This window comes from Amycolatopsis sp. NPDC005961, from assembly GCF_040629235.1.
Taxonomy (GTDB): Bacteria; Actinomycetota; Actinomycetes; order Mycobacteriales; family Pseudonocardiaceae; genus Amycolatopsis; species Amycolatopsis camponoti.
Window position 1 is genome coordinate 16,606 of sequence record NZ_JBEXVF010000055.1, and the last position, 22,375, is coordinate 38,980.

Below are 22,375 nucleotides of genomic sequence, written 5' to 3' on the forward strand. Positions count from 1 at the left end.
ACGCGTCCGTGTCTCAGGTGTCGAGGTCCGCCGGACGGCGGTGCCGCCCTCACCGAGGAGAGAAACGTCATGAACCGTATCCGGACGGCCAGTTTGTGCGCCGCCGCGATCGCCGTCGTCGCCCCGTTGTCGGCCTGCGGTGACATGGCCTCCGCGGGAGCCGGGAACCCGGACCACGGGCAGCCCGGGCACGTGATGCTGGCCGCCACGCAGGTCGCGGGAGTCGGCACGGTCGTCACCGACGCCGCGGGCAAGACGCTCTACCGGTTCGACAAGGACATGGCGACGCCGCCGATGTCCCACTGCGACGCCCAGTGCGCCGCGACCTGGCCGCCGGCGCTGGCCGGGGAGGGCGCCACGATGCTCGAGGGCATCCAGGACAGCCAGGTCGGCACGCTGGCGCGGCCGGACGGCAGCAAGCAGCTCACGCTCAACGGCTGGGCGCTCTACGAGTTCTCGGGCGACAAGGCCCCGGGGCAGATGAACGGCCAGGGCGCCAACGGCACCTGGTTCGCCGTCGCCCCGGACGGCAGCAAGATCACCGCGGCGCAGCCCGCGGCCGGTGGCTCCGGCTACTGATCACCGACGGATTCCGGGCAGGACGAGGAAGGACGGGCAGCCGATGAACACCATGGTCGCGCTGCGCTCGGCGCACGCACCGCCGGTGGAGCTGAGGGTTGCACTACTGTCCTCGACGACTCAGAACACCGTCGGGAGGACGAGGGTGGCCATAGGAGGCAGGCGGCCTAAGAAGGCCAAAGGTGAAGACCTGATCCGGCAGCTTTATGCCGAGCACGGGCGAAGCCTGCTGGCCTACGCGACGAGGCTGACCGGTGATCGGGCGGCAGCCGAGGACGTGGTCCAGGAGACGCTGGTAAGAGCGTGGAAACACGCGGACGACCTGCAGAACGACGGGAAGGGCTCGGTGCGCGGCTGGTTGCTGACCGTCGCGCGCAACCTGGTCACCGACCGGGCCCGCGCCCGGGCGGCGCGGCCCCAAGAGGTGGCCGAACCGGCCGAAGGCGTGCCGACGCCGGCCGTCGAGCGCGATCACGCCCAGGGCGTGGTCGACTCGATGACGGTGCTCGGCGCGATGGACGGCCTATCGAACGAGCACCGAGAGGTCCTGGTGGAGATCTACTACCGGGGACGGACGGTGGCCGAAGCGGCGAGAACACTGGGCGTCGCACCGGGTACCGTGAAATCAAGGTCGTACTACGCACTGAGAGCACTGAGAGCAGCGATGATTTCGAGCGGAACGGAGGTGGCGCGATGAACTCGGTCGACGAGAGTCACACGCAGCTCGGCGCGTACGCCCTCGGCGCGCTCGATCCCGGGGAGGCGGCCGACTTCGAGCGGCGGCACCTGCAGACCTGCGCGCAGTGCCGGTTCGACCTGAACGAGCTCGTGGCTCTGCGCGAGTCACTCGACGAGGTACCGCCCGAGGCGTTCCTCGACGGGCCGCCCGAAGGCGGGGACCTGCTGCTGCAGAAGACCCTGCGGCGGGTGCGCGACGAGGAGAAGACGGCGCCGGTGCGCTCGACGTCACGCCGGGGCCTGGCCCTGGTCGCGGCGGCCGTGCTGGTCGTGGCCGCGCTCGGCGGCGGAATCCTGGTCGGCCGGCAGACGGGTGGGGGAAGCGAGCCCCTCGCGATCCCCGCGCCGCCGACCGATGTGCCCGGCACGAAGAGCGTCGAAGGGCGTGATCCGACGACCGGTGTGCAGCTGGCCGCGTCGGTGAGCCCCTTCCAGGGCTGGGTCCGGGTGAACGTCGCCGTGAAGGGCGTCAAGGCCGGGGAGCAGTGCCTCCTCCAGGTCGTCACGAAGGAAGGCCAGGCGGTCACCGCCGGCAGCTGGAAGGTGTCCGAGAAGTGGGAGAGTTCGGGCTTCTCGCTCGACGGCTCCGCTTTGGTGGCGCCCGACGACGTGAAGTCGGTCGACATCGTCACGGTGGACGGCCGGAAGCTGGTCTCGGCCCAGGTGTGACGCCGTGACGGGCGCGCGCTACCGGTTCAGCAGCACGTGGCTGCTGCCCGGTACCGCGCCCGATCGGGTGTTCGGCGCGGTCACCGACCTCGCCGGCTACCCGCGGTGGTGGTCGGACGTCCGCACGGTCCGCCGGGTGGACGACGACACCGCCGAGCTGATCTGCCGGTCCCGGCTCCCGTTCCGCTTGGTGGTCCGGATGCATCGCGAGCACCAGGACGAGCGGGCGGGACTGCTGCGGGTCCGGTTGAGCGGCGACCTGGACGGGGTGCTGGCCGGAGCGGTCCGCGCGGCGGGCGCGGGCACGCTCCTGCAGATCACCCAGGACGTCCAGGCTCGCAAGGAGCTGCTGCGGCGGCTCGACGCGGTGGCCCGGCCGCTCTTCCGCGCGAACCACGCGCTGATGATGCGGCGGGGTCACCGTGGCCTTCGCACCTACCTGGCGTGATCGAAGCGCCGACACGCGTGATTGCGGAGTCGACACGGTCGGGGAAGCCGTGTCGACCCCCTGATCACGCGTGTCGACTCTCTGATCACGCGTGTCGACCTTCGGATCACGCCTGGCCGGCCGCGCAGACCTCCGGGGCGGGCGAAGCGGCCGGGCGGGGGCGGCGGGCCAGGACCAGGGCGCCCAATGCCACCGCGGCGATCAGGAAGCCCGCGCTGACTCCGTACGCCAGGCGGAAGCCGGACGCCAAGGCTTCGCGGTGATCCAGCGATCCCAGGCTCGCCGTGCGGGAAGCCGCCACCGAAGCCAGGATCGCCGTCCCCATCGCCGCACCCACCTGCTGGGTCGTGTTGATCAGCCCGGACGCCACGCCGGCGTCCTCCGGGGCCACGTCGGACATCGCCAGCCCCATCAGCGCCGGGATCGCCGCGCCCGCGCCGAGACCCATCAGCAGCAGCGGGGGCAGGACGCCGGTGAAGTAGCCGCCGGACACCCGCGTCAGCAGCAGCAAGCCCGCGATCACCAGGCCCAGGCCGGACAGCAGCACCGTCCGCGGCCCGAACCGCGTCGCGAGCTTGTCCGCGAAACCCAGTGACGCCACCGCGATCACCAGCGGCACCGGCAGGAACGCGACGCCGGTCCACAGCGCGTCGAGGCCCAGCACCTGCTGCAGGTACAACGCCGTGACGAACTGGAAGCCCAGCATCCCGGCGACCATCAGCACCATCACCACGTTCGCGCCGGTGACCGCGCGGATCCGGAACAGTCGCAGCGGGAGCAGCGGTGTGCGCGCTTTCGCTTGCCGCACCACGAAAACGGCCAGCAGCACGGCCGCCGCGGCGAGCACACCCCAGGCGGAGGACGAAATCCCGTACACGCCGAGCATCACCGCGGCGGTCACGAGCACCGCGCCGAGCACGTCGAGGCCGGCCCGCAGGCCCGGGCCGCGGTCGGCTTCGACCACGCGGACCGCCAGCACCAGCGCGACCACGCCGATCGGCAGGTTGACGTAGAACGTCCAGTGCCAGCTGAGCGCCTGCGTCAGCGCGCCGCCGGCGATGAGCCCGATCGACGCGCCCGCGGCCTGCGTGAAGCTGTAGACGCCGATCGCGCGGGCCCGGGCCCGCGGCTCGGGGTACATCGTGACGATCATCCCCAGCACGACGGCCGAGGCCAGCGCGCCGCCGACGCCCTGCGCGAACCGCGAGACGACGAGCACGCCCGCGTCCGTGGCCAGGCCGGCGACCAGGGAAGCGAGCGTGAACAGGCCGAGCCCGCCGAGGAAGACGCGGCGGCGGCCGAGCAGGTCACCGAGCCGGCCGGAGATCAGGAGCAGGCCGCCGAAGGCGACCAGGTACGCCGTCACGACCCAGGCGAGCCCGGCGGGCGTGAAGCCGAGGTCGGCCTGGATCGCGGGCAGCGCCACCGCGACGATGCTGCTGTCCAGCACGACCATCAGCGACGCCGCGCACAGCACCGCCAGTGCGAGGCCTCGGGAGCGGATGGGGTGGTTCTCGGCCATTTCTGGGCCCCTCCAGTTGAGCGTTCCCCCTGGTCGTTGCCAGGGCACTTCTTGTAACAGTGCCCATCATGTGTGACCATGGGGGTCCGCGTAAGGAGGCACTTCCATGTCCCAGGGGAACATCGGTGTACCTGTCCAGGTCACCGAGATCGATCCGGAGAAACTCGACGTCTGCACCGTGCTGGAGGTCATCAACCGGATCAGCGGGAAGTGGGCGATCGGCATCCTCCTGGAGGCGATCCGCGGTCCGGTGCGCTTCACCGAGCTGGAACGCGCGGTCAACGGGATCAGCCGCCGGATGCTGACGCTGACCCTGCGCAACCTCGAACGCGACGGCCTGCTGGAGCGCACGATCTACCCGACGGTCCCGCCGCGCGTGGAGTACGAAGCCACGCCGATGGCGAAGGAGCTGTACCAGTCGCTGAGCGGCCTGCTCGGCTGGGCGGAGCAGCACCGCGAAGACATCGCCGCCGCGCGCGTCGTCTACGACGGTCACGCCGCCTGCTGACGCGGACATGGAAACGGGCCGCGGTGCGAAGTCGGGGAACTCGCACCGCGGCCCGCGGCGGCTCGTGCTCAGCGGGGGCGTGAGCACGAACGGGTGGGGTTACCTGGCGGGTTCCTTGACGGTGTCGTCCATGTCATCGGTCCCGGCCGCGTGACTGTGCTCGTCGAGCATCGTGGCCTCGTCGAACGGTTCCTGCCCGGCGAAGACGCGCTGCGCCTTCTCGCGGTCGAACTCCTTCGTCCAGTTCCCGATGAGGACGGTCGCGACGGCGTTGCCCGCGAAGTTCGTCAGCGCGCGGGCTTCCGACATGAAGCGGTCGATGCCGAGGATGAAGCCGACGCCGTTGACGAGCTCCGGCCGGTGCGACTGGAGGCCGCTCGCCAGCGTCGCGATGCCCGAGCCGCTGACGCCCGCGGCGCCCTTCGACGCGATGATCATGAAGACCAGCAGGCCGATCTGCGACCCGAGGGACAGCGGTTCGTCCTGCGCGGCGGCGATGAACAGCGTCGCCATGGTCAGGTAGATCGCCGTGCCGTCCAGGTTGAACGAGTACCCGGTCGGGACCGTGATGCCGACGACCGACTTGCTGACGCCGACGTGCTCCATCTTCGCGATCAGCCGCGGCAGTGCCGACTCCGACGACGACGTCGACAGGATCAGCAGGAACTCGCGGCCGAGGTAGCGCAGCAGGTGCCAGATGTAGACACGGGCGCCGAGCCACAGCACGATCCCGAGGATCACGAACACGAACACCAGGCACGTCGCGTAGAACCCGATCATGATCACCGCGAGGCTCTTGAGCGCGGCCCAGCCGGTCGCGCCGACCACCGCCGCGATGGCGCCGAACGCGCCGATCGGGGCCGCCCACATGATCATGGCGAGGATGCGGAACACCAGGCGCTGGATGTGCTCGATGCCGCGCAGGATCGGCGTGCCCTTCGCGCCCAGCTTCTGCAGCGCGAACCCGACGAGCAGCGCGACCAGCAGGGTCTGCAGGACCTCGCCTTCGGTGAAGGCGGAGACGAGCGTCTTCGGGATGATGCCGAGCAGGAAGTCGACCGGGCCTTCGGCGCCGCCGGCGGACTTCTGGACGCTCTTCACGTCGGCCGGGTTGAGGTGCAGGCCGGTGCCCGGGTGCAGGATGTTGCCGACGACCAGGCCGATCGCCAGGGCGAAGGTCGACATGATGATGAAGTAGAACAACGCCATCAGACCGACTTTGCCGACCTTGGCCGCCTTCGCGACCGAGCCGACGCCGATGACGATCGTGCAGAAGATGATCGGCGTGATCATCATCTTGATCAGGTTGACGAAGCCGTCGCCGAGGGGCTTGAGGCCCTTGGCGAAGCCCGGGAAGAGGAAGCCCACCAGGATCCCGAGCGCGACCGCGACGATCACGGCCAGGTACAGGTAGTGGGTCTTGTCCCGCTTGCGCGGGGTCTCCTCCGTGGTCGGTGGGGTCGGCACCGTTGCCTCCAGCTCAGGGGTGTTCCAGGTTGCGGCACACTGTAGGCGCACTCGGGTGACCCGGCTCACTTGTGTTCATTGAGTTCGCGCGATGATCGAGCACTGTCAAGTTCGAGCACCGTCCCGTTCGGACACCCGCCTTCCGGTGTGCTGGTATGAGGAGGTGTTCCCGACGTCGTCCCGCTGGAGCCTGGCGCGCCAGCTGCTCGTGCTGCAGCTGGTGGTGCTCTGCGTGCTCGCCGGCGCGGGGATCACGTTCGCCTACCTCGACGCGTCGCGGGCGGTGGACGAGAACGCGCGCGACCAGGTCCGCGCGATCGCCTCGGCGGTGGCCGACGCGCCGACCGTCGCCTCGGCCGCGGCGACCGCGAACCCGAGCGCGACGCTGCAGCCGTTCGCGATCCGCGTGCAGGCCGACACCGGCGTCGACTTCATCACGATCATGAGCCCGGCCGGGATCCGCTACACCCACCCGAACCCGGCGCTGATCGGGCAGCACTACATCGGGACGATCGAGCAGGCGCAGCGCGGTCAGGAGCTCACCGAGACCTACACCGGCTCGCTCGGCCCGTCGGTGCGCACGGTCGTCCCGGTGTTCGGGCCGGGGCACCGGGTGGTCGCGCTGGTCGCCGTCGGGATCACCGTCGCGGCGATCTCGGCCGAGCTGCGCGAACGGCTCTGGCCGCTGTTCGGCGTCGCCGGCGCGGTGCTGCTGGTCGGCGCGCTGGGCGGCTGGCTGATCAGCGCCCGCCTGCGGCGCCAGACCCGCGGGGTCGCGCCGGACGAGCTGAGCAACCTCTTCGAGTACCACGAAGCCGTGCTGCACTCGGTCCGCGAAGGAGTGCTGCTCGTCGGCCGGGACGGGCGCATCGGCCTGTGCAACGACGGCGCGCGCACGCTCCTCGGCCTGGACGCCGACCCGGTCGGGCGCGAGCTGGCGTCGCTGGGCCTGCCGGACGAGCTGGCGCGGGCGTTCACGTCGGCGGAGAACCGCGCCGAGGAGCTGCACTTGACCGACGCCCGCGTGCTCCTGGTCAGCACGACCGCGGTCCGCATGGGCGGCCGCTCGCAGGGCACCGTCGTCGTCCTGCGCGACCACACGGAACTGCAGACGCTGACCGGCGAGCTGACGACCGCCCGCGGTCTCGCCGAGGCGCTGCGGTCGCAGGCGCACGAGGCGGCGAACCGGCTGCACACCGTGGTTTCCCTGGTGGAGATCGGCCGGCCGGAGCAGGCCGTCGAGTTCGCGACGGCCGAGCTGGCGCTCGCCCAGGAGCTGACCGACCGCGTCGTCGGCGCCGTCGCCGAGCCGGTGCTCGCCGCGCTGCTGCTGGGCAAGGCCGCCGAGGCGAGCGAGCGCGGGGTCGAGCTGACGATCACGCCGGACACGGTGATCGACGACGTCTCGCTCGGCATCCCCGCCCGCGACCTGGTGACCATCCTCGGCAACCTGATCGACAACGGCATCGACGCGGCCGTGCGCGGCACCGGCAAGCCCGCGGTGGTCGTCACCGCCCGCTCCGGTCCCGAGGAGCTGCTGCTGCGCGTCGCCGACACCGGCCCCGGCGTCCCCGAGGACGCGGACGTGTTCCGCCGCGGCTGGTCGACGAAGGCCGGGGACGGTCACGGGCTCGGCCTGGCGCTGGTGGGCCAGGTGCTGCGCCGCTACGGCGGCACGGTGGACGTCGGACGGGACGGCGGCGCGGTGTTCACCGTGCGCCTGCCGCGGCAGGAGGGTGACCGGTGATCCGGGTGCTGGTGGTGGAGGACGAGCCGGTGGCCGCCGAGGCGCACCGCGTCTACGTCGAGCGGCTGGCCGGGTTTTCGGTGGCCGGCGTCGTCCATTCCGGCGGCGACGCGCTGCGGTTCTGCGAACGCGAGCCGGTCGACCTGGTGCTGCTGGACTTCTACCTGCCCGACACGCACGGCCTGGCGGTGTGCCGCTCGTTGCGCGCGGCCGGCCTCCCGATCGACGTCATCGCGGTGACGTCGGCCCGCGACCTCGGCCTGGTGAAGGCGGCGGTGTCGGTGGGGGTGGTGCAGTACCTGCTGAAGCCGTTCACGTTCGCCACGCTGCGCGAAAAGCTGGAGCGCTACCGCGAGTTCCGCGACGCGTCGGGCGAGGTCACCGGCCAGGCCGAGATCGACCGGGCCTTGGGAGCGTTGCGCACGACGGAGCAGCCCCCGCTGCCGAAGGGAATGAGCGTCCAGACCCTGGAGGCGATCACGGACGCGCTGTCCGGAGCGGCGGAGGGCCTGTCCGCGGGAGCGGCGGCTTCGGCGATCGGCGCGTCGCGAGTGACGGCGAGGCGGTACCTGGAGTACTTGGCGGACAACGGGATGGCGCACCGCGAGCCCCACTACGGCCAAGTCGGCCGGCCCGAAGTTTGGTACCGGCTCACTCGCGTATAACGCCCTATACTTCGCGCCTCCGACTTCCGGCGGGTTCCGGCGGTGAATGCCGTGCGGTAGACCGGGACCATGTCGAAGTGGGCTGGGTTCGTCGCCGCACTGCTGATCACCATCGGGCTCGCCACTCCCGCAGAGGCCGCCGAGCCTGCCGTGAGTGTCACGGCCGTCCAAGTCACCGGGCCCGTCGCCCAGCGGTTCACCCTCGTCGTCCTCGGGGACGGCTACACCGCCGCCGAACAGCCGAAGTTCTTCGCCGACGTCCAGCGGCACGTCAGCACCCTCTGGTCGCTCGAGCCGTTCAAGTCCTACCGCAGCTACTTCAACGTCTACGCCGTGTCGATCGCGTCGCCCGAGTCCGGTGTGGACTGTGACCCCTCGCTCGACGCGCCGAAGAAGGACACCCCGCTGAACATGGGCTTCTGGGGTGGCTGCAACGCCGGGAGCGTCCAGCGGCTGCTGACCGTCGACGACGACGCGGCCCAGCGGTACGCCGACCTCGTACCCGGCACCACCCGGGCCAACCGGCAGATCCTCGCCCTCGCCAACAGCGGCACCTACGGCGGCGCGGGCGGCACCTACGCGACGGCGTCCGGCGGGAACGCGCTGTCCGCCCTGATCTCCCCGCACGAGCTGGGCCATTCGCTCGGCGGCCTCGACGACGAATACGACTACTACGCCCGCAACGTCCCGGGCGGCGCCTACGAAGGCGGCGAGCCGGACTCGATCCACCACACGCTGCTCACGACGCGGCAGATGCGTGACCAGCACGCGAAGTGGTACCGCTGGCTGGGCGAGCCGAGCGAGTCCGGCGGCACGATCGACCGGTTCGAAGGCGGCCTCTACACGCAGACCGGCGTGTGGCGGCCGAGCAAGCACTCGATGATGAAGACCCTCGGCTATGCCTTCGACCAGGTCGGCCGCGAACGGATGACGCAACGGATCTCCGCGAAGGTGCCGCTCATCAGCGGCGGTACCCCGGCCGGGACGATCGGCGCCGACCGCGTCGTGTGGGTGCGGACGATGCACCCGGTCGGCCACCGCCTCGACGTCACCTGGACCCTCGACGGCAAGGCGCTGCCCGGCCGCGACGCCCTTGACCTGCGGCAAGCGCACGTCCGGCCGGGGAAGCACACGCTGACGGCGAAGGTGACCGACCCGACGCCGTTCGTGCGTGACCCGGCCGTCCGGCCGACGGCGACCCGCACGTGGACCGTCGACACCGCGGTCGTCACCCCGCCCGCGACCGGCCCGGCCGTCGAGGGATCGCCCCCCACCGTCCAGCCCGTCGGCGGCAAGGACGTCGTCTACGTCGAAACCGGCGAGCCGACCGGGGTGATCCCGCCGGTCCGCTGGACCCTCGACGGGAAGCCGGCCGGGAGCGGACCCGACTTCGCCCTCGACGAGTCGCGTGGGACGCACCGGCTGACCGCGACCACCGGCGGCACCACGCTGACCTGGACGGTCGACGCCACGGGCCCGACGACCACGGCGGAACTGCCACCGGGCATGGTGTTCCACGGCTCGTTCACCATGCGGCTGACGTCACCGGACGGAATGCCGGAGTTCCGCGTGGACGGCGACGGCTGGCACAAGTACTACGGCTGGCCGACGGACCCGAACGCGCCGTACCTGTTCACGCCGCGCGGCACGGAGATCGACGGCCTGGCGTACGGCAACCTCGGTTCGGGCGGGCTCACGGTGTCCCCGTTCAGCGACCGCACCCCGGGTTACGGCCGCCACCGCGTCGAGTACCGCTCGATCGACGCGGCGGGCAACGTGGGCCCGACGCGGTCGTTCGTGGTGACGCTCCTGCCGTGATCAGCGGGGCCGGCCCGGCACCCCGGGCCGGGTCTGCCACGGGTGCGGTCCGTCGAGCGGCCGGTACTCGACGCCGAGCGCGTCCAGCCGCGGCAGGTGGTGGTCCCGCAGGCGCGGCAGGAACTCGGCGTAGTCCCGGGTCCCGCTGCTCCACGCCACCTCGGCGAACGCCGACAGCCGCGGGAAGGCCATGTAGTCGACGCGCCGCACGCTGTCGAGGTGCTCGCTCCACACCTGGGCCTGCACCCCGCGCAGCCGCGGGCCGGTCACCGCCGGCTCGTACGCGTAGACGTCCTCGAGGGTGTGCACCATCCCGACCGGGATCGGCTCGTCCGGCTCCGGGGACTGCCGGTGGTCCAGGTAGATGTGCTGTTCCGGGCACATCACGACGTCGTGTCCGTCCGAAGCGGCGCGGACACCGGCCGCTTCGTTCTGCCACGAGCCGATCACCATCGAGGGCAGGTCCGGGATGTCGAGGACCTCGTCCCAGCCCATCGGCGTGCGGCCGCGCGCGACGAGGTGCTCGGCCAGCAGGCGGACGAACTCGCGGTGCTCGTCGGTCGCGCCCGGCGTCTCGTCGCCGCCCAGCGCGATCACCGGCGACGGGAAGATCTCCAGCAGGTGGTCGAACACGCGGCGGAAGAAGTCCAAAGTGGACGCCGACGGGTCGAGCAGCGAAGTGCTGATGCCCCAACCGGTCCAGACTTCATACGAATCGAGGGTCCCCAGCGACGGGTAGGCCGCCAGCGCCGCCCGGGCGTGGCCGGGGATGTCGATCTCCGGCACCACGGTGATGGCCCGCGCGGCCGCGTACGCCACGATCTCCCGCAGGTCGTCGCCGGTGTAGAAGCCGCCGTGCGGACGGCCGTCCTGCGCACCCCCGCTGCCCACCATCGACGACGGCCGCCAGCCACCGACGGACGTCAGCCGCGGGAACTCGGGAACCTCGAAGCGCCAGCCCTGGTCGTCGGTCAGGTGCAGGTTGAGCACGTTCAGCTTGTGCGCGGCCAGCAGGTCGACGAACCGCAGCACCTCGGCCTTGGTCCGGAAGTGCCGGGCGACGTCGAGCAGGCACCCGCGCCAGCCGAAGCGCGGGTGGTCCTCCACGACCCCGCACGGCAGCGACGACGGCGAGAACCCGGCGACGCGAAACGCCGAAGGCCCCGCGAGCTGCCGAAGCGTCTGCCGCCCGTAAACCTCTCCGGCGAGATCACCGCAGTGGAGCACGACCCCGGACGGCGAGATCTCCAGCTGGTAGCCCTCCGCCGGCAAAGACGCCGACCGGACGTCCACAGTGGATGGCCACGGGCACGAACCCGCGGCGGGCGTCACCGAAACCGGGCGGGGGAGCAAGGTGTCGAAAGACATGTCAGCCCTTCACGGCGCCGGCCATCCCGGACACCAGCCGTCGTTGCACGAGGACGAAGAACACCAGGACCGGGATCGTCATCAGCGTCGAGGACGCCATGACCGCGCCCCAGTCGGTGTCCTCCGGCTTGAAGAACACCAGGATCGCCTGCGGCAGCGTCTGGTTCTCGGTCTTGGAGATGATGAACGTCTTGGCGAAGAGGAAGTCGTTCCAGGCGTGGATGAACGCGAGCACGCTCACCGCGACCAGCCCGGGCGCGACCAGCGGGAACAGGATCTGCCACGTGAACCGCATGCGGGACGCGCCATCCAGCTTCGCCGCCTCTTCGAGCTCCACCGGAACCGCCGCGACGAACCCGCGCAGCATCCAGATCGCGAACGGCAGGCTGAACGCCAGGTGCACCAGCACCAGCGAGCCCAGCTCGTTGAGCCCGAACGCCGGCGCGACGCCGCCGATCTGGCGCATCAGGAAGAACAGCGGGATGGTCAGCGCCTCCACCGGCACCATCTGCGCGACCAGGATCATCACCAGCAGCACGGTCCGGCCCTTGAACGAGAACCGCGTCAGCGCCACGGCCGAGAGGAACGACAGCAGCAGCGAAAGCACCACCACGACCAGCGCGACCACCAGGCTGTTCACGAAGAACCGGCCGAAGCCGGACACCGTGAGCACGCGGGAGAAGCTGTCGAACGACGGGCTGAACGTCCACGGCTTCGGGTTCGCCGACTGGATCTCGCCCGGCGGCTTGAACGCCGAAAGCAGCATCCAGTACAGCGGGAACGCGACGATCCCGGCGATTACCACGGTGATCACTTCGGCGATCAAGCGCCCAGGACGCTTTACAGCTAGAGCCATGCCGCGCTCCGGCGCTGCGACCGGACGTACAGCCCGGTGACCGACAGCAGCAACAGCGTCATGACGACTCCGATCGCCGAGCCGAGGCCGTATTCCTGCCCGGCGAAAGCCTGTTGGTACGCGTAGACGTTGAGGACCAGGTTGCGGCCGGCGACACCGCCGCCGTTGGTCATCACGTAGATCTGGGTGAACACCTTGAAGTCCCAGATGATCGACTGGACGGTCGCGATCATCAGCAGCGGCCGCACCATCGGCAGCACGATCGACCAGGTCGTCCGCCACACCGACGCGCCGTCGAGCGACGAGGCTTCGAGCACCTCGTCGGGGACGCCCTTGATCCCGGCGTACATGGTGACCAGCACGAACGGGAACGAGCACCAGATCACCTCGGCGGCGACCAGCCCGAACGCGCCGAGCGTGCCGAAGGTCCACGAGTGGTGCTCGAACGGCAGGCCGATTCCCGAAAGCACCTCGTTGACCAGGCCGAAGTCGGTGTCGAAGAGGAACAGCCAGACGTAGGAGCCCGCGATCGCCGGGGTCGACCACGCGCCGAGCGCGGCGAGGAACAGCAGCGTCCGGGGGAGTGAGCGCACCCGGCTGGCCAGCACGGCGAGCCCGGTGCCGACGACGAGCGAGCCGACGACGCAGGCGGCGGCGAACCCGACCGTCTTGCCGAGCACGGTCCAGAACTGCACCTGGGACAGCAGGTCGGTGTAGTTCGCGAAGCCGAGGAACACCAGCGGCGCGTTGCCCGTGGCCTGTGGCTGGCCGTAGTCGTAGAACGAGATCAGGACGAGCTGGTAGATCGGGTAGGCCAGCATCGCCGCGAGCAGGATGCCCGCCGGGGCGAGGTAGAGGGCGGCGGCCCGGCCGTCCCCCCGCCGCCGTCGCCGCGCCTTCGGGGGCGCGGCGACGGGACGGACTTCCTGAGCGACCACTAGCCGAAGGCCTTGTTCATCGCCGCGGCCGCGTCGGTCAGCGCCGCCGACGGGTCCTTGCCACCGGTCGCGATCTGCTGGACGGCCGTCGGCAGCACGTTCTGGCTGTCGATCTTCGACCACGCCGGTGTCGCCGGGACGAACTTCGTGCCCGCCTTGAGCGTGTCGACGAACGGCTTGAGGAACGGGTCGTCGGCGGCGAGCTTCTGCTGAACGCTGCTCAGCGTCGGCAGGTTCCCCATCGCCGTGTACATCTTCTCCTGGTACTTCGCGCCGCCGAGCAGCTCGATGAACTCCAGCGCGAGGCCGCGGTGCTTGCTGGCGTTGAAGACACCCAGCAGGTTGCCGCCGGCGAACGCGGGGGCGACGCTGCCCGCGGCCGTGCCCGGGATCGGGACGACGGCGTACTTGCCCTTGACCGCGCCCTGCTCGACGGCCTTGCGGTTGAAGTCGCCGCCGATGGTCATGCCGGCCTTGCCGCCGGCGAACGCCGTGACGCTCTGGGTGCCGGTCAGGTTCGCGCACTGCGCGGGCGGGCAGATGTCGTCCTTGAGCAGGTTCGCGTACTGCGTCACGCCGGCCTTGGCCTGCTCGCCGGTCACCGTGGACGTCCACTTGCCGCCGCTTTCCTGCGCCAGCTCACCGCCGTTGGCCCAGAGGAACGGGAGCATCGCGTAGGTGTACTTGCCGCCGATGGAGATGCCGTAGAGGTCCGGCTTGGCGGCGCGGATCTTCCGGGCGTCCTCGGTCAGCTCCGAGAGCGTCGTGGGCGGCTTGAGACCGAGCTCCGTGAAGACGTCGGTGCGGTAGTACAAGGCGCGGATGCCGGTGTACCAGGGCAGGCCGTAGGTCTTGCCGCCGGACTTCGCCGTGTCGACGACGGTCGGGATGAGGTCCTTGCCCTCGCTCCACGACGCGAGGTCGCCGGTCAGGTCGGCGAGCGCGCCGGTGGCGGCGTAGCTGGAGACGTCGGTGTTGCCGAACTCGGCGGCGTCCGGGGCGCTGGCCGGGTCGGTGAAAGCACCGGAGAACTTGTCGGCGCGGCCTTCGACCGGCACCCACTGGACGTCGACCTCGACCCCTTGGTGCGCGGCCTTGAACTCGGTGATGGCGTCCTTGACCGCGGCCTCCTTCGGCGCGCGGTTGGCCTCGTCGAACAGCCAGACGCGGACGGTCCCGGTCTTCTCGTCCCCGCCGGAGCCGGCGGGCGCGGACTGGGTGGGCGCGCAGCCGGCCAGCAGGGCCAGCCCGGCGACGACGGGCAGCGTGCGGCGCAGTCTCATGGGGATCCTCCAGTGGGCAGGGTCGTGAGTGCGCAACAGTGTTGGAACACCGTTACGCACTCACGACCGGTACTCAGGCGAAGTAGACGGAGTTGACGTCGGGGACGGCCAGGCTGCCCGCGACCGCGCCGGGCAGGCCGGTGGCCGGGTCGCGCGGCAGCCAGGTGACGGTGCCGGAGCGCTGGTTCGAGACGTAGAACCAGTTCTCCCCGGGGTCGAGGGCCACGTGCCGCGGCCAGTTGCCGCCACTGGACACAGTGGACACCAGCTTCAGCGAGTCACCGGCGACGGCGAACGTCGCCAGGGTGTTGGGGCCGCGGACGGTCGCGTAGGCGAACTTCCCGTCCTTCGACAGGGTGATCTCGCCGGGGTACAGGTCGCCGGTGCTGCCCGGCGGCACGGCGGGGACGACGGAAAGCGCCTTCAGCGTCCCGGCGGCGGCGTCCCAGCTCGCGACCGTCACCTCCGGGCGCAGCTCCTGCAGGATGTAGGCGAACTTCCCGGTCTTGTCGAACGCGAGGTGCCGCGGCCCGGCGCCGGCCGGGAGCTTCAGCTGCTGGTGCAGCGAAAGCTTCCCGGTGCCGACGTCGAGGGAGTAGACGTACACCGAGTCGGCGCCCAGGTCGACCGACAGCACCCAGCGCCCGGTCGGGTCGTTGACGACCTGGTGGGCGTGCGCCTGCCCGGAGTCGGCCTTGTGCGTCACCAGGTCGGTGGCCGCGCCGAGCTTGCCGCCGGTCAGGATCGGCAGCACGACGACGCTGCCCGAGCTGTAGTTCGCGGCCAGCACGTACTTCTGGCTCGAATGCACGCTCAGGTGCGTCGGCGCGCCGCCCTTCGACGAAACCTTGTTGAGCAGCTTCGGGTTCGCGGCGTCGGCGACGTTCAACGCCGAGACGAACCCGTTCGGGTCGCCTTCGTTGGTGACGTAGAGGGTCTTGCCGTCGGCGCCGCGGTCGAACCACGACGTGTCGGTGATGCCCGGCACCGTGCGGACCGGGCCCAGCTTGGCGCCCGACCGGCTCGAGACGTCGAGGCCGTGGCCGCCCGCCCCGCTGGTGTAGCTGCCGATGTACACGGTCCCTCCGGCGATGCAGCCCTTCGCGGTGGTGGCCGCGGAGGCGAGCTGCGCGCCGAGAACGGTCGCGGCACTCGCCCCCGCGGCGGCGCCGAGGAACGTACGACGGGAAAGTCCGGTCATCGTCATTGTCTCCCAACGGTTCGGGCGGCGGCTTCCCTCCAGTATGGTCTAGACCACGGCCATGAGCAATGCCGAAACCGCGAAACCGGAAACGGAAAGCACGGTTTCCAGCGCCGTCCAGGACTTCAGCGTCTGCACCACGCTCATGTTGAAGTAGCGCGAAACGATCCAGAAACCACCGTCGTTGACGTGCGACGCGATGATCGACCCGGCGGAGATCGCCATGACCAGCAAGGCCAGCTGCACCTGGGAATACCCGAGCTGCGCGACGGTCGGCGCGATGATCCCGCTCGTGGTCACGATGGCGACGGTCGCCGAACCCTGCGCGATGCGCATGCCGCAACTGATGACGTACGCCGCGAGCAGCACCGGCAGGCCGGCGTCGTGCAGCGAGTCGGCGACGGCCTTGCCGATCCCGGTGGCCGAGAGCACCGCGCCGAAGAACGCACCCGCGCCGACGACGAGCAGGATCATCGCGACCGGCCGCAGCGACTTCGCGGCCAGCTCGTTGAGGTCCTTGCCGGTGAACCCGCGGCGCAGGCCGAGCAGCCAGGACGCGAGCAGCACGGCGACGGTGAGGGCGACGGCGGGGGTGCCGATGAACGCGGCGACACCGGAGAGGGCGGAGCCCTTCGGCAGCCAGATGCTGCCGAACGTCCCGGCGAGGATCAGCACCAGCGGCACCGCGATGATCGAGCCGACCAGCGCCAGCGACGGCACGTCCTTCTCTTCTTCGCCTTCTTCTTCGGCGACGATCATCTCTTCGGGCACCCCGACGTCGATGCGCTTGCCGATCCAGGTCGCGTACAGCACGCCGCCGACCAGGAACGCGGGGATGCCGCAGGCCAGGCCCATCAGGATGATCCAGCCGAGTTCCACGTGCAGCAGCCCGGCCGCGGCCACCGGGCCGGGGTGCGGCGGCAGGAAGGCGTGCGTGATCGACAGGCCCGCGATCAGCGGCATCGCGTAGAGCACCAGCGAGCGCTTACCCTGCTTCGCCGCGACGTACACCAGCGGCGCCAGCACGAAGATGCCGATGTCGAAGAACACCGGGATGCCGAAGATGAACCCGGCGACACCCATGGCCAGCGGCGCCCGCTTCTCGCCGAAGCCGCGCAGCAGCGCGCCCGTGAGCACCTTCGCGCCCCCCGAGCGTTCCAGGATCGACCCGAGCAGCGTGCCGAGCCCGATGATCGCCGTGATGTGCCCGAGGATGCTGCCGAAGCCCTTTTCCAGCAAGGAGTCCGACGACTTCTGCGCGGTCCCGACGATCGTCCCGACCGGCAGGCCCGCGGCCAGCGCGGTGAGCAGGCCGACCACGATCAGCGCGATGAACGGCTCGATCTTGAGCTTGACGATCAGCAGCAGCAGGACGGCGATCGAGACGGCGGCGAGCGTCAGCAGCCCGCCCGTGGTGTGTTGCAGCCAGTGGATCATCGGGCTCTCCGGGGGTTGCGCAGGGAGGTACCGGCGAGGGCGCCGGTGGGACGGCCGTCGTCGAGCGCGGCGACGCCGTTGACGAACACGTGCGTGATCCCCGCGGCGGGCTGCCGCGGGTCGTCGAAGGTGGCGGTGTCGGCGACCGCGTCCGGGTCGAACAGCACCAGGTCGGCGGCGTACCCGGCGCGGACGAGCCCGCGGTCGGTCAGCCGCAGCCGCCGCGCGGCCCGCCCGGTGAGGTGGGCGACGCAGTCGGCGAGGTCCAGCACGCCCAGTTCGCGGACGTACCGGGCCAGGTAGCGGGGGAAGGTGCCCCACGCGCGCGGGTGCGGCCGGGCGCCGACGAGGAGCCCGTCGCTGCCGCCGGTGTGCGTGCGGTGGCGCATGATCGCCTGGACGTTCTCCTCGTGCCCGACGTGCATCAGACACGACGTGCCGAGCTTCTCGTCGAGGAGCGTGTCGAAGTACAGCTTCGCCGGTTCGGTACCGGCGGTGCGCGCCGACTCGGCGACGCTGTGCCCGACGAGGTGGGCGTTGTGCTCGTTGCGGACGCCGTTGATTTCGATGGCGTCCCAGTCGATCGGGACGCCGTGCGCACCGTCCGAACCGGACTCTTCAATCGCGGCGCGGATCCGCTCGCGTTCGTCCACATCGGACAAGCGGGCGAGCGTTGGTTCGAGGCCGCCTTCGGTGGCCCAGCTCGGCAGCAGCGCCGAGAGGTAGGTCGCGCCGGGCAGGTACGGGTAGGTGTCGAGGGAGATGTCGCAGCCGTCGTCGAGCGCGTCGTCCAGGAGCTTCAGCAGGTCGGGCGCTTTCCCCTTGTTCACCGAGAAGTTCATCGTGGCGTGCGCGAGGTGCAGCGGGCAGCCGGAGCGGCGCGAGACGTCGATCATCTCGGCGAAGGCCTCCAGCGCGCCCTTCCCGTAGCTGCGGTGGTGCGGGCTGTAGAAGCCGCCGCCCTCCGCGACGACCTTGCACAGCTCGACCAGCTCGTCGGTCTCCGCGTACATCCCGGGGGTGTAGGTGAGCCCGGACGACATCCCCATCGCGCCCTCGGCGAGCCCGGTCGCGACCAGCTCCTTCATCCGGTTCAGCTCGGCGTCGGTGGCGGGGCGGTCGTCGAAGCCGACGGCGAGCATCCGGACCGTGCCCTGCGGCACCAGGTAGGCGGCGTTGACGGCGACACCCCGATCGAGGCGGTCGAGGTACTCGCCGACCGAGCGCCAGTTCCAGTCGAAGCCGGCCGGGTCGTCGTTCCACCCGGCGAGCTGCTGCCGCAACGCGGCCAGGACGGTGTCGTCGACCGGCGCGTACGACAGCCCGTCCTGGCCGAGCACCTCGGTCGTGACGCCCTGGGTGATCTTGGCCGGGTGGTCCGGGTTGGCCAGCAGCTGCAGGTCGGAGTGCGAGTGCATGTCGATGAACCCCGGCGCGAGCACCAGCCCGGCGGCGTCGATGTTGCGGCGCCCGTCCAGTGAACCCGCCTCGGCGACGCTCGCGATCCGGTCGCCGGTGATGCCTACGTCGTGGCGGGTCAGCGCGTCGCCGGTGCCGTCGGCGACCAGCGCGTTCTTGACGACGACGTCCATCAGAACCACGTCCGCACGAGGTCGACGACGGTCTCGCCGTCGGCCGCGGTCACCGGCAGCAGCGGCCACTTGTCGAACACCGTGCACGGGTGCGAGAGGCCGAGCCCGATCCAGTCGCCGACCTCGACCGGCGACCCGGCGGGCAGCGTGAGGAACGCGTGCTGGTCGTTCATCTTCGCGACGACGTGCCCGTCGAGGGGTTCGGCGGGGCCGTTCGGGGTACGGCGCAGCTGCGGCTCGGGCATGCCCTCGTCGAAGGACGCGTCCCGCTTGCCGATGGTCAGCAGCGCGAGGGTGTCCGACGGCTTCGACGTCACCTGCGCCCAGGCCCGCAGGGCCGGGCGGAACGACTCGACGCCGTCGATGCGCGGGTGGTCGCCGAGCGGGGAGATCTGGCGGTAGAAGCCGTCGTCGTGGGTGACGTACGCGCCGCTGCGCAGGACCGGGAGCACGTCGAGACCGTCCGGCCACGGCTTGGTCAGCTCGTTGGCGACCTGGTCGAAGTACGCGCTGCCGCCGGCGGTGACGATGATCTGGCCGTCGAGCATCCCCTTGTCCGCGAACGTGATGGCGAGGTCGCGCAGACCGTCCACATAGGAGCTGATCTTGGCGAGCGCGGCTTCGTCGGTGTCGTGCGAGAGCGCGCCTTCGTACCCACCGGTGCCGCGCAGCCGCAGTGCCGGGCTGGCGTGCACCGCCTCGGCCACGGCCAGCGCGGTCGCGGTGTCGCGGACTCCCGTGCGGCCGCCGTCGGCGCCCAGCTCGAGCAGGACGTCGACCGGCCGCTCGGTGCCTTCGAGCGCCGCGGTCATCAGCTCGACGCCGCGGACCGAGTCGACCCAGCAGACGAACTCGAAGTCCGGGTCGGCGGCCAGCTCGGCGGCCAGCCAGCGGAGACCGCTCGGGTCCAGGAACTGGTTGGCCAGCAGGATCCGGGAGACGCCGAACGCGCGGTAGACCCGGAGGTGACCGGCGTTCGCGCAGGTGATGCCCCACGCGCCGTGCTCGATCTGGCGGGCGAACAGCTGCGGGGCCATGGTGGTCTTGCCGTGCGGGGCGAGCACGACGCCGCGGGCGGCGCACCAGGCGGCCATCGTCCGCAGGTTGTGCTCGAGGGCTTCGTCGTCGATGACGACGAAGGGCGCGAAGAACCCGTCGGTGAACAGGTTCAGCCGCCGGTCCGCGGCCTCGGTGAGCGTGAGCCCGGTCAGGGCGGGGGCGGCCGAACGGAACCGCCAGTCGATCCGCTCGTCGCGAAGGGCGGCGAGCGCGGCGGGGTTCATCAGGCAAGGGTTCATCGGCGGCGACCTCGGTTGCGTATGTTGCAACGACTGTTGCGCATTTTGAGTGCCATAGGTGTAGCATCCGGGTCGCCACAGGTCAACGGGGTGACGGACAGGGGAGACGGAAAGTGACGAGCGGGCCCGAGGTGCTCTGTGTCGGCGAGACGATGGCGCTGTTCGTGCCCGCCGAACCCGGCCCGCCGGACGAGGTCAAGCAGTGGACGCGCACGATCGGCGGCGCCGAGTCGAACGTCGCCTGCAACCTCCCGGCCCTGGGCGTGCCGAGCGGCTGGGTGAGCGCGGTCGGTGACGACCCCTTCGGGCGGGCGCTGCTGCGGGAGGTGGCCGCGAAGGGCGTCGACGTCAGCGCCTGCTACGTCGACCCGGCGCGCCCGACCGGGCTCTACATCAAGGAAAGCGGCGCCGGCGGCAGCCCGGTGCGCTACTACCGCGCCGGCTCCGCGGCGTCCGGGATGGGCCCGTCGCTGCTGGATCGGCTGGACCTCGACGGCGTCCGCGTGCTGCACCTGTCCGGCATCACGCCCGCCCTGTCCGAGAGCTGCCTCGCGCTGGTGCGCGCCCTGCTGGACATGCCCCGCGGCGACCGGCTGATCTCGTTCGACGTCAACCTGCGTCCCGCGCTCTGGGCCGGCCGCGACCCGCGGCTGCTCGCGGAGCTGGCCGGGCAGGCCGACATCGTCCTGACCGGCGACGACGAGGCCCAGCACGTCTGGGGGACCGGCGACCCGGCCGAGCTGCGCGCGTTGCTGCCAGGGCCGCGGACGCTCGTCGTCAAGCACGGCGAACGCGGCGCGACGCTGGTCGAGGGCGAGCCGCTGTTCGCCCCGGCGCTGAAGGTCGACGTCGTCGAGCCGGTCGGTGCCGGGGACGCGTTCGCCGCGGGTTTCCTGGCCGCGACGCTGCGAGGCGCCTCGCCGCTGGAACGGCTGCGGCAGGGGCACCTGCAGGCCGCCGTCACGCTGCTCACCCACGACGACGTCGGGGTGCCCCTGCCGCGCGCGGTCGTGGATAGCCTGCTGCGGGCGGACCCCGACGAGTGGCGTTCGGCCCGGCTGACCGGGGAAGGGCTGGTGCGCACGTGAGTCAGAGCCTGGATCGCGCGTTGACGCTGCTGAACTCGATCGCGAAGGACGCGCGCACGCTCGACGACCTCGCCGAGGAGATCGGCGTGCACAAGTCGACGGTGCTGCGCCTGCTGCGCACCCTCGAACAGCACCACTTCGTCCGCCGCGAGGGCACCCGGTACTACCGGCTGGGCAGCGCGATGTTCGACCTGGCCAACCAGGCCCTCGACTCGATCGACGTCCGCCGCAGCGCGCAGCCGGCGCTGGCCGCGCTCAACGCGCGTACCGGGCACACCGTGCACCTGGCCAGCTACGACGACGGCGAAGTCGTCTACATCGACAAGTACGAGGGCCGCCACTCGGTTCGGATGTACTCGCGCGTCGGCAAGCGGGCGCCGCTGCACTGCACGGCGGTGGGGAAGGTGCTGGTCGCGGCGATGCCGGAAGCGCGCCGCGAGGAGATCGCGCGGTCCATGAAGTACCCGGCGCTGACGCCGAACACGATCACCACGCCCGAGGCGTACCTCGCCGAGCTGGAGCGGGTGGGCCGGCTCGGGTACTCCGTCGACAACGCCGAGCACGAGGACTTCATCCACTGCATCGCGGCGCCCGTCCGCGGGGCGGACGGCGAGGTGCTGGCCGCCGCGTCGATGTCGGTGCCGAAGGTGCTGCTCGACTACGAAGGCCTGCTCGCGCTGGTCCCGGACCTGCGCGCCGCGACCACGGAAGCTTCCGTCCACAGTGGATGGACGGAGAACGGAAAGGGGCACTGATGAGCAAGACGGCAGTTTCCACCGAGAACGCGCCGAAGCCGCCGGCGAAGTTCTCGCAGGCCGTCCGCAAGGGGAACCTGCTGCAGGTCGCCGGCCAGGTCGGGTTCGACCCGGCCACGAACGAGATCGTCGGCGACGACGTCGTGGGCCAGACCCGGCAGACATTCAAGAACATCGAAGCCGTGCTGGCGGAGGCGGGCTCGAGCCTCGCCGACGCGATCATGGTGCGGGTGTACCTGACCGACACGGCGCACTTCGCGCCGTTCAACGAGGTCTACAACGAGCTGATCGGCGACGCGCCGCACGCCGCCCGCACGACGGTGTACGTCGGCCTCCCGGGCGAGCTCCTCGTCGAGATCGACGTGCTCTGCGTGCTGGACTGACCCGGTGCCGGGCGG

21 protein-coding genes are annotated in these 22,375 nt (G+C 70.9%); 11 read left to right on the forward strand and 10 right to left on the reverse strand.

All coding sequences use genetic code 11. From position 1 onward, the window contains the following. The first annotated feature begins 69 nt into the window (after positions 1–69). The 4 genes from ABZ342_RS35700 (at position 70) to ABZ342_RS35715 (ending at position 2,434) form a co-directional block, all read left to right on the forward strand. Positions 70–579 (forward strand): hypothetical protein, encoded by a 510-nt coding sequence (locus tag ABZ342_RS35700; RefSeq protein WP_155546185.1) that lies wholly within the window; start codon positions 70–72, stop codon positions 577–579. A 145-nt stretch (positions 580–724) separates the two neighbouring features. Continuing rightward, positions 725–1,276 (forward strand): sigma-70 family RNA polymerase sigma factor, encoded by a 552-nt coding sequence (locus ABZ342_RS35705; protein ID WP_026469270.1) that lies wholly within the window; start codon positions 725–727, stop codon positions 1,274–1,276. Then, on the forward strand, positions 1,273–1,986 hold the full coding sequence (locus ABZ342_RS35710; RefSeq protein WP_155546186.1) for a zf-HC2 domain-containing protein: 714 nt from the start codon (positions 1,273–1,275) through the stop codon (positions 1,984–1,986). Before ABZ342_RS35705 ends, ABZ342_RS35710 begins: the two co-directional genes overlap by 4 nt. 4 nt (positions 1,987–1,990) lie before the next feature. After that, positions 1,991–2,434, forward strand: a complete 444-nt coding sequence (locus tag ABZ342_RS35715; RefSeq protein ID WP_155546187.1) for an SRPBCC family protein — start codon at positions 1,991–1,993, stop codon at positions 2,432–2,434. Positions 2,435–2,540: 106 nt separating this feature from the next. Here the strand turns inward: ABZ342_RS35715 and ABZ342_RS35720 are convergent, their stop codons facing one another. After that, positions 2,541–3,956, reverse strand: coding sequence for an MFS transporter (locus tag ABZ342_RS35720; RefSeq protein ID WP_360482707.1), 1,416 nt, complete (start codon positions 3,954–3,956; stop codon positions 2,541–2,543). 106 nt (positions 3,957–4,062) lie between these two features. Between ABZ342_RS35720 and ABZ342_RS35725 the strand changes: the two genes are divergently transcribed. Continuing rightward, positions 4,063–4,464 carry a helix-turn-helix domain-containing protein gene (locus ABZ342_RS35725; protein ID WP_360482710.1) on the forward strand — a complete coding sequence of 134 codons (402 nt, stop codon included), beginning with the start codon at positions 4,063–4,065 and terminating at the stop codon, positions 4,462–4,464. A 99-nt stretch (positions 4,465–4,563) separates the two neighbouring features. Here the strand turns inward: ABZ342_RS35725 and ABZ342_RS35730 are convergent, their stop codons facing one another. Beyond that, complete coding sequence (locus ABZ342_RS35730; RefSeq protein WP_155546190.1) at positions 4,564–5,931, reverse strand: cation:dicarboxylase symporter family transporter; 1,368 nt, start codon at positions 5,929–5,931, stop codon at positions 4,564–4,566. Positions 5,932–6,094: 163 nt separating this feature from the next. Here ABZ342_RS35730 and ABZ342_RS35735 point away from each other — a divergent pair, with 163 nt between their 5' ends. The 3 genes from ABZ342_RS35735 (at position 6,095) to ABZ342_RS35745 (ending at position 10,161) form a co-directional block, all read left to right on the forward strand. Further along, positions 6,095–7,678, forward strand: a complete 1,584-nt coding sequence (locus tag ABZ342_RS35735) for a sensor histidine kinase (RefSeq protein WP_360482803.1) — start codon at positions 6,095–6,097, stop codon at positions 7,676–7,678. After that, complete coding sequence (locus tag ABZ342_RS35740; protein ID WP_155546191.1) at positions 7,675–8,343, forward strand: response regulator; 669 nt, start codon at positions 7,675–7,677, stop codon at positions 8,341–8,343. The genes ABZ342_RS35735 and ABZ342_RS35740 overlap by 4 nt, the downstream gene beginning before the upstream one ends. A 69-nt stretch (positions 8,344–8,412) precedes the next feature. Continuing rightward, entirely contained in the window at positions 8,413–10,161 is a 1,749-nt protein-coding gene (locus tag ABZ342_RS35745) for a M64 family metallopeptidase (protein ID WP_360482715.1), read from the forward strand. Here ABZ342_RS35745 and ABZ342_RS35750 read toward each other — a convergent pair whose 3' ends face one another. The 8 genes from ABZ342_RS35750 to ABZ342_RS35785 all read right to left on the reverse strand — a co-directional run bounded on the left by ABZ342_RS35750 (position 10,162) and on the right by ABZ342_RS35785 (position 20,134). Then, positions 10,162–11,529, reverse strand: coding sequence for a beta-N-acetylhexosaminidase (locus tag ABZ342_RS35750; protein WP_360482718.1), 1,368 nt, complete (start codon positions 11,527–11,529; stop codon positions 10,162–10,164). Between the two features lies 1 nt (position 11,530). After that, complete coding sequence (locus tag ABZ342_RS35755; RefSeq protein WP_360482721.1) at positions 11,531–12,385, reverse strand: carbohydrate ABC transporter permease; 855 nt, start codon at positions 12,383–12,385, stop codon at positions 11,531–11,533. Beyond that, entirely contained in the window at positions 12,376–13,323 is a 948-nt protein-coding gene (locus tag ABZ342_RS35760; RefSeq protein WP_360482724.1) for a sugar ABC transporter permease, read from the reverse strand. Before ABZ342_RS35760 ends, ABZ342_RS35755 begins: the two co-directional genes overlap by 10 nt. Then, positions 13,323–14,606, reverse strand: a complete 1,284-nt coding sequence (locus ABZ342_RS35765; RefSeq protein WP_360482727.1) for an extracellular solute-binding protein — start codon at positions 14,604–14,606, stop codon at positions 13,323–13,325. The genes ABZ342_RS35760 and ABZ342_RS35765 overlap by 1 nt, the downstream gene beginning before the upstream one ends. 73 nt (positions 14,607–14,679) lie before the next feature. Beyond that, entirely contained in the window at positions 14,680–15,807 is a 1,128-nt protein-coding gene (locus tag ABZ342_RS35770; protein WP_360482730.1) for a lactonase family protein, read from the reverse strand. Positions 15,808–15,855: 48 nt separating this feature from the next. After that, positions 15,856–17,244 (reverse strand): gluconate:H+ symporter, encoded by a 1,389-nt coding sequence (locus ABZ342_RS35775; protein ID WP_360482733.1) that lies wholly within the window; start codon positions 17,242–17,244, stop codon positions 15,856–15,858. Next, a complete protein-coding gene (locus ABZ342_RS35780; RefSeq protein ID WP_360482736.1) occupies positions 17,241–18,836 on the reverse strand; it encodes a D-aminoacylase in 1,596 nt (531 codons plus the stop codon). Before ABZ342_RS35780 ends, ABZ342_RS35775 begins: the two co-directional genes overlap by 4 nt. Continuing rightward, positions 18,836–20,134: an amino acid deaminase gene (locus tag ABZ342_RS35785; protein ID WP_360482739.1), complete on the reverse strand. Its 1,299-nt coding sequence runs from the start codon at positions 20,132–20,134 to the stop codon at positions 18,836–18,838. Before ABZ342_RS35785 ends, ABZ342_RS35780 begins: the two co-directional genes overlap by 1 nt. Before the next feature lie 113 nt (positions 20,135–20,247). Between ABZ342_RS35785 and ABZ342_RS35790 the strand changes: the two genes are divergently transcribed. Genes ABZ342_RS35790 through ABZ342_RS35800 form a run of 3 tightly spaced genes read left to right on the forward strand, consistent with a single transcriptional unit; the run spans position 20,248 to position 22,360 of the window. Then, positions 20,248–21,222 carry a sugar kinase gene (locus tag ABZ342_RS35790; RefSeq protein WP_360482742.1) on the forward strand — a complete coding sequence of 325 codons (975 nt, stop codon included), beginning with the start codon at positions 20,248–20,250 and terminating at the stop codon, positions 21,220–21,222. After that, a complete protein-coding gene (locus ABZ342_RS35795) occupies positions 21,219–21,977 on the forward strand; it encodes an IclR family transcriptional regulator (protein ID WP_360482745.1) in 759 nt (252 codons plus the stop codon). The genes ABZ342_RS35790 and ABZ342_RS35795 overlap by 4 nt, the downstream gene beginning before the upstream one ends. Then, positions 21,977–22,360: a RidA family protein gene (locus tag ABZ342_RS35800; protein ID WP_086672334.1), complete on the forward strand. Its 384-nt coding sequence runs from the start codon at positions 21,977–21,979 to the stop codon at positions 22,358–22,360. The genes ABZ342_RS35795 and ABZ342_RS35800 overlap by 1 nt, the downstream gene beginning before the upstream one ends. The last annotated feature ends 15 nt before the right edge of the window (positions 22,361–22,375 follow it).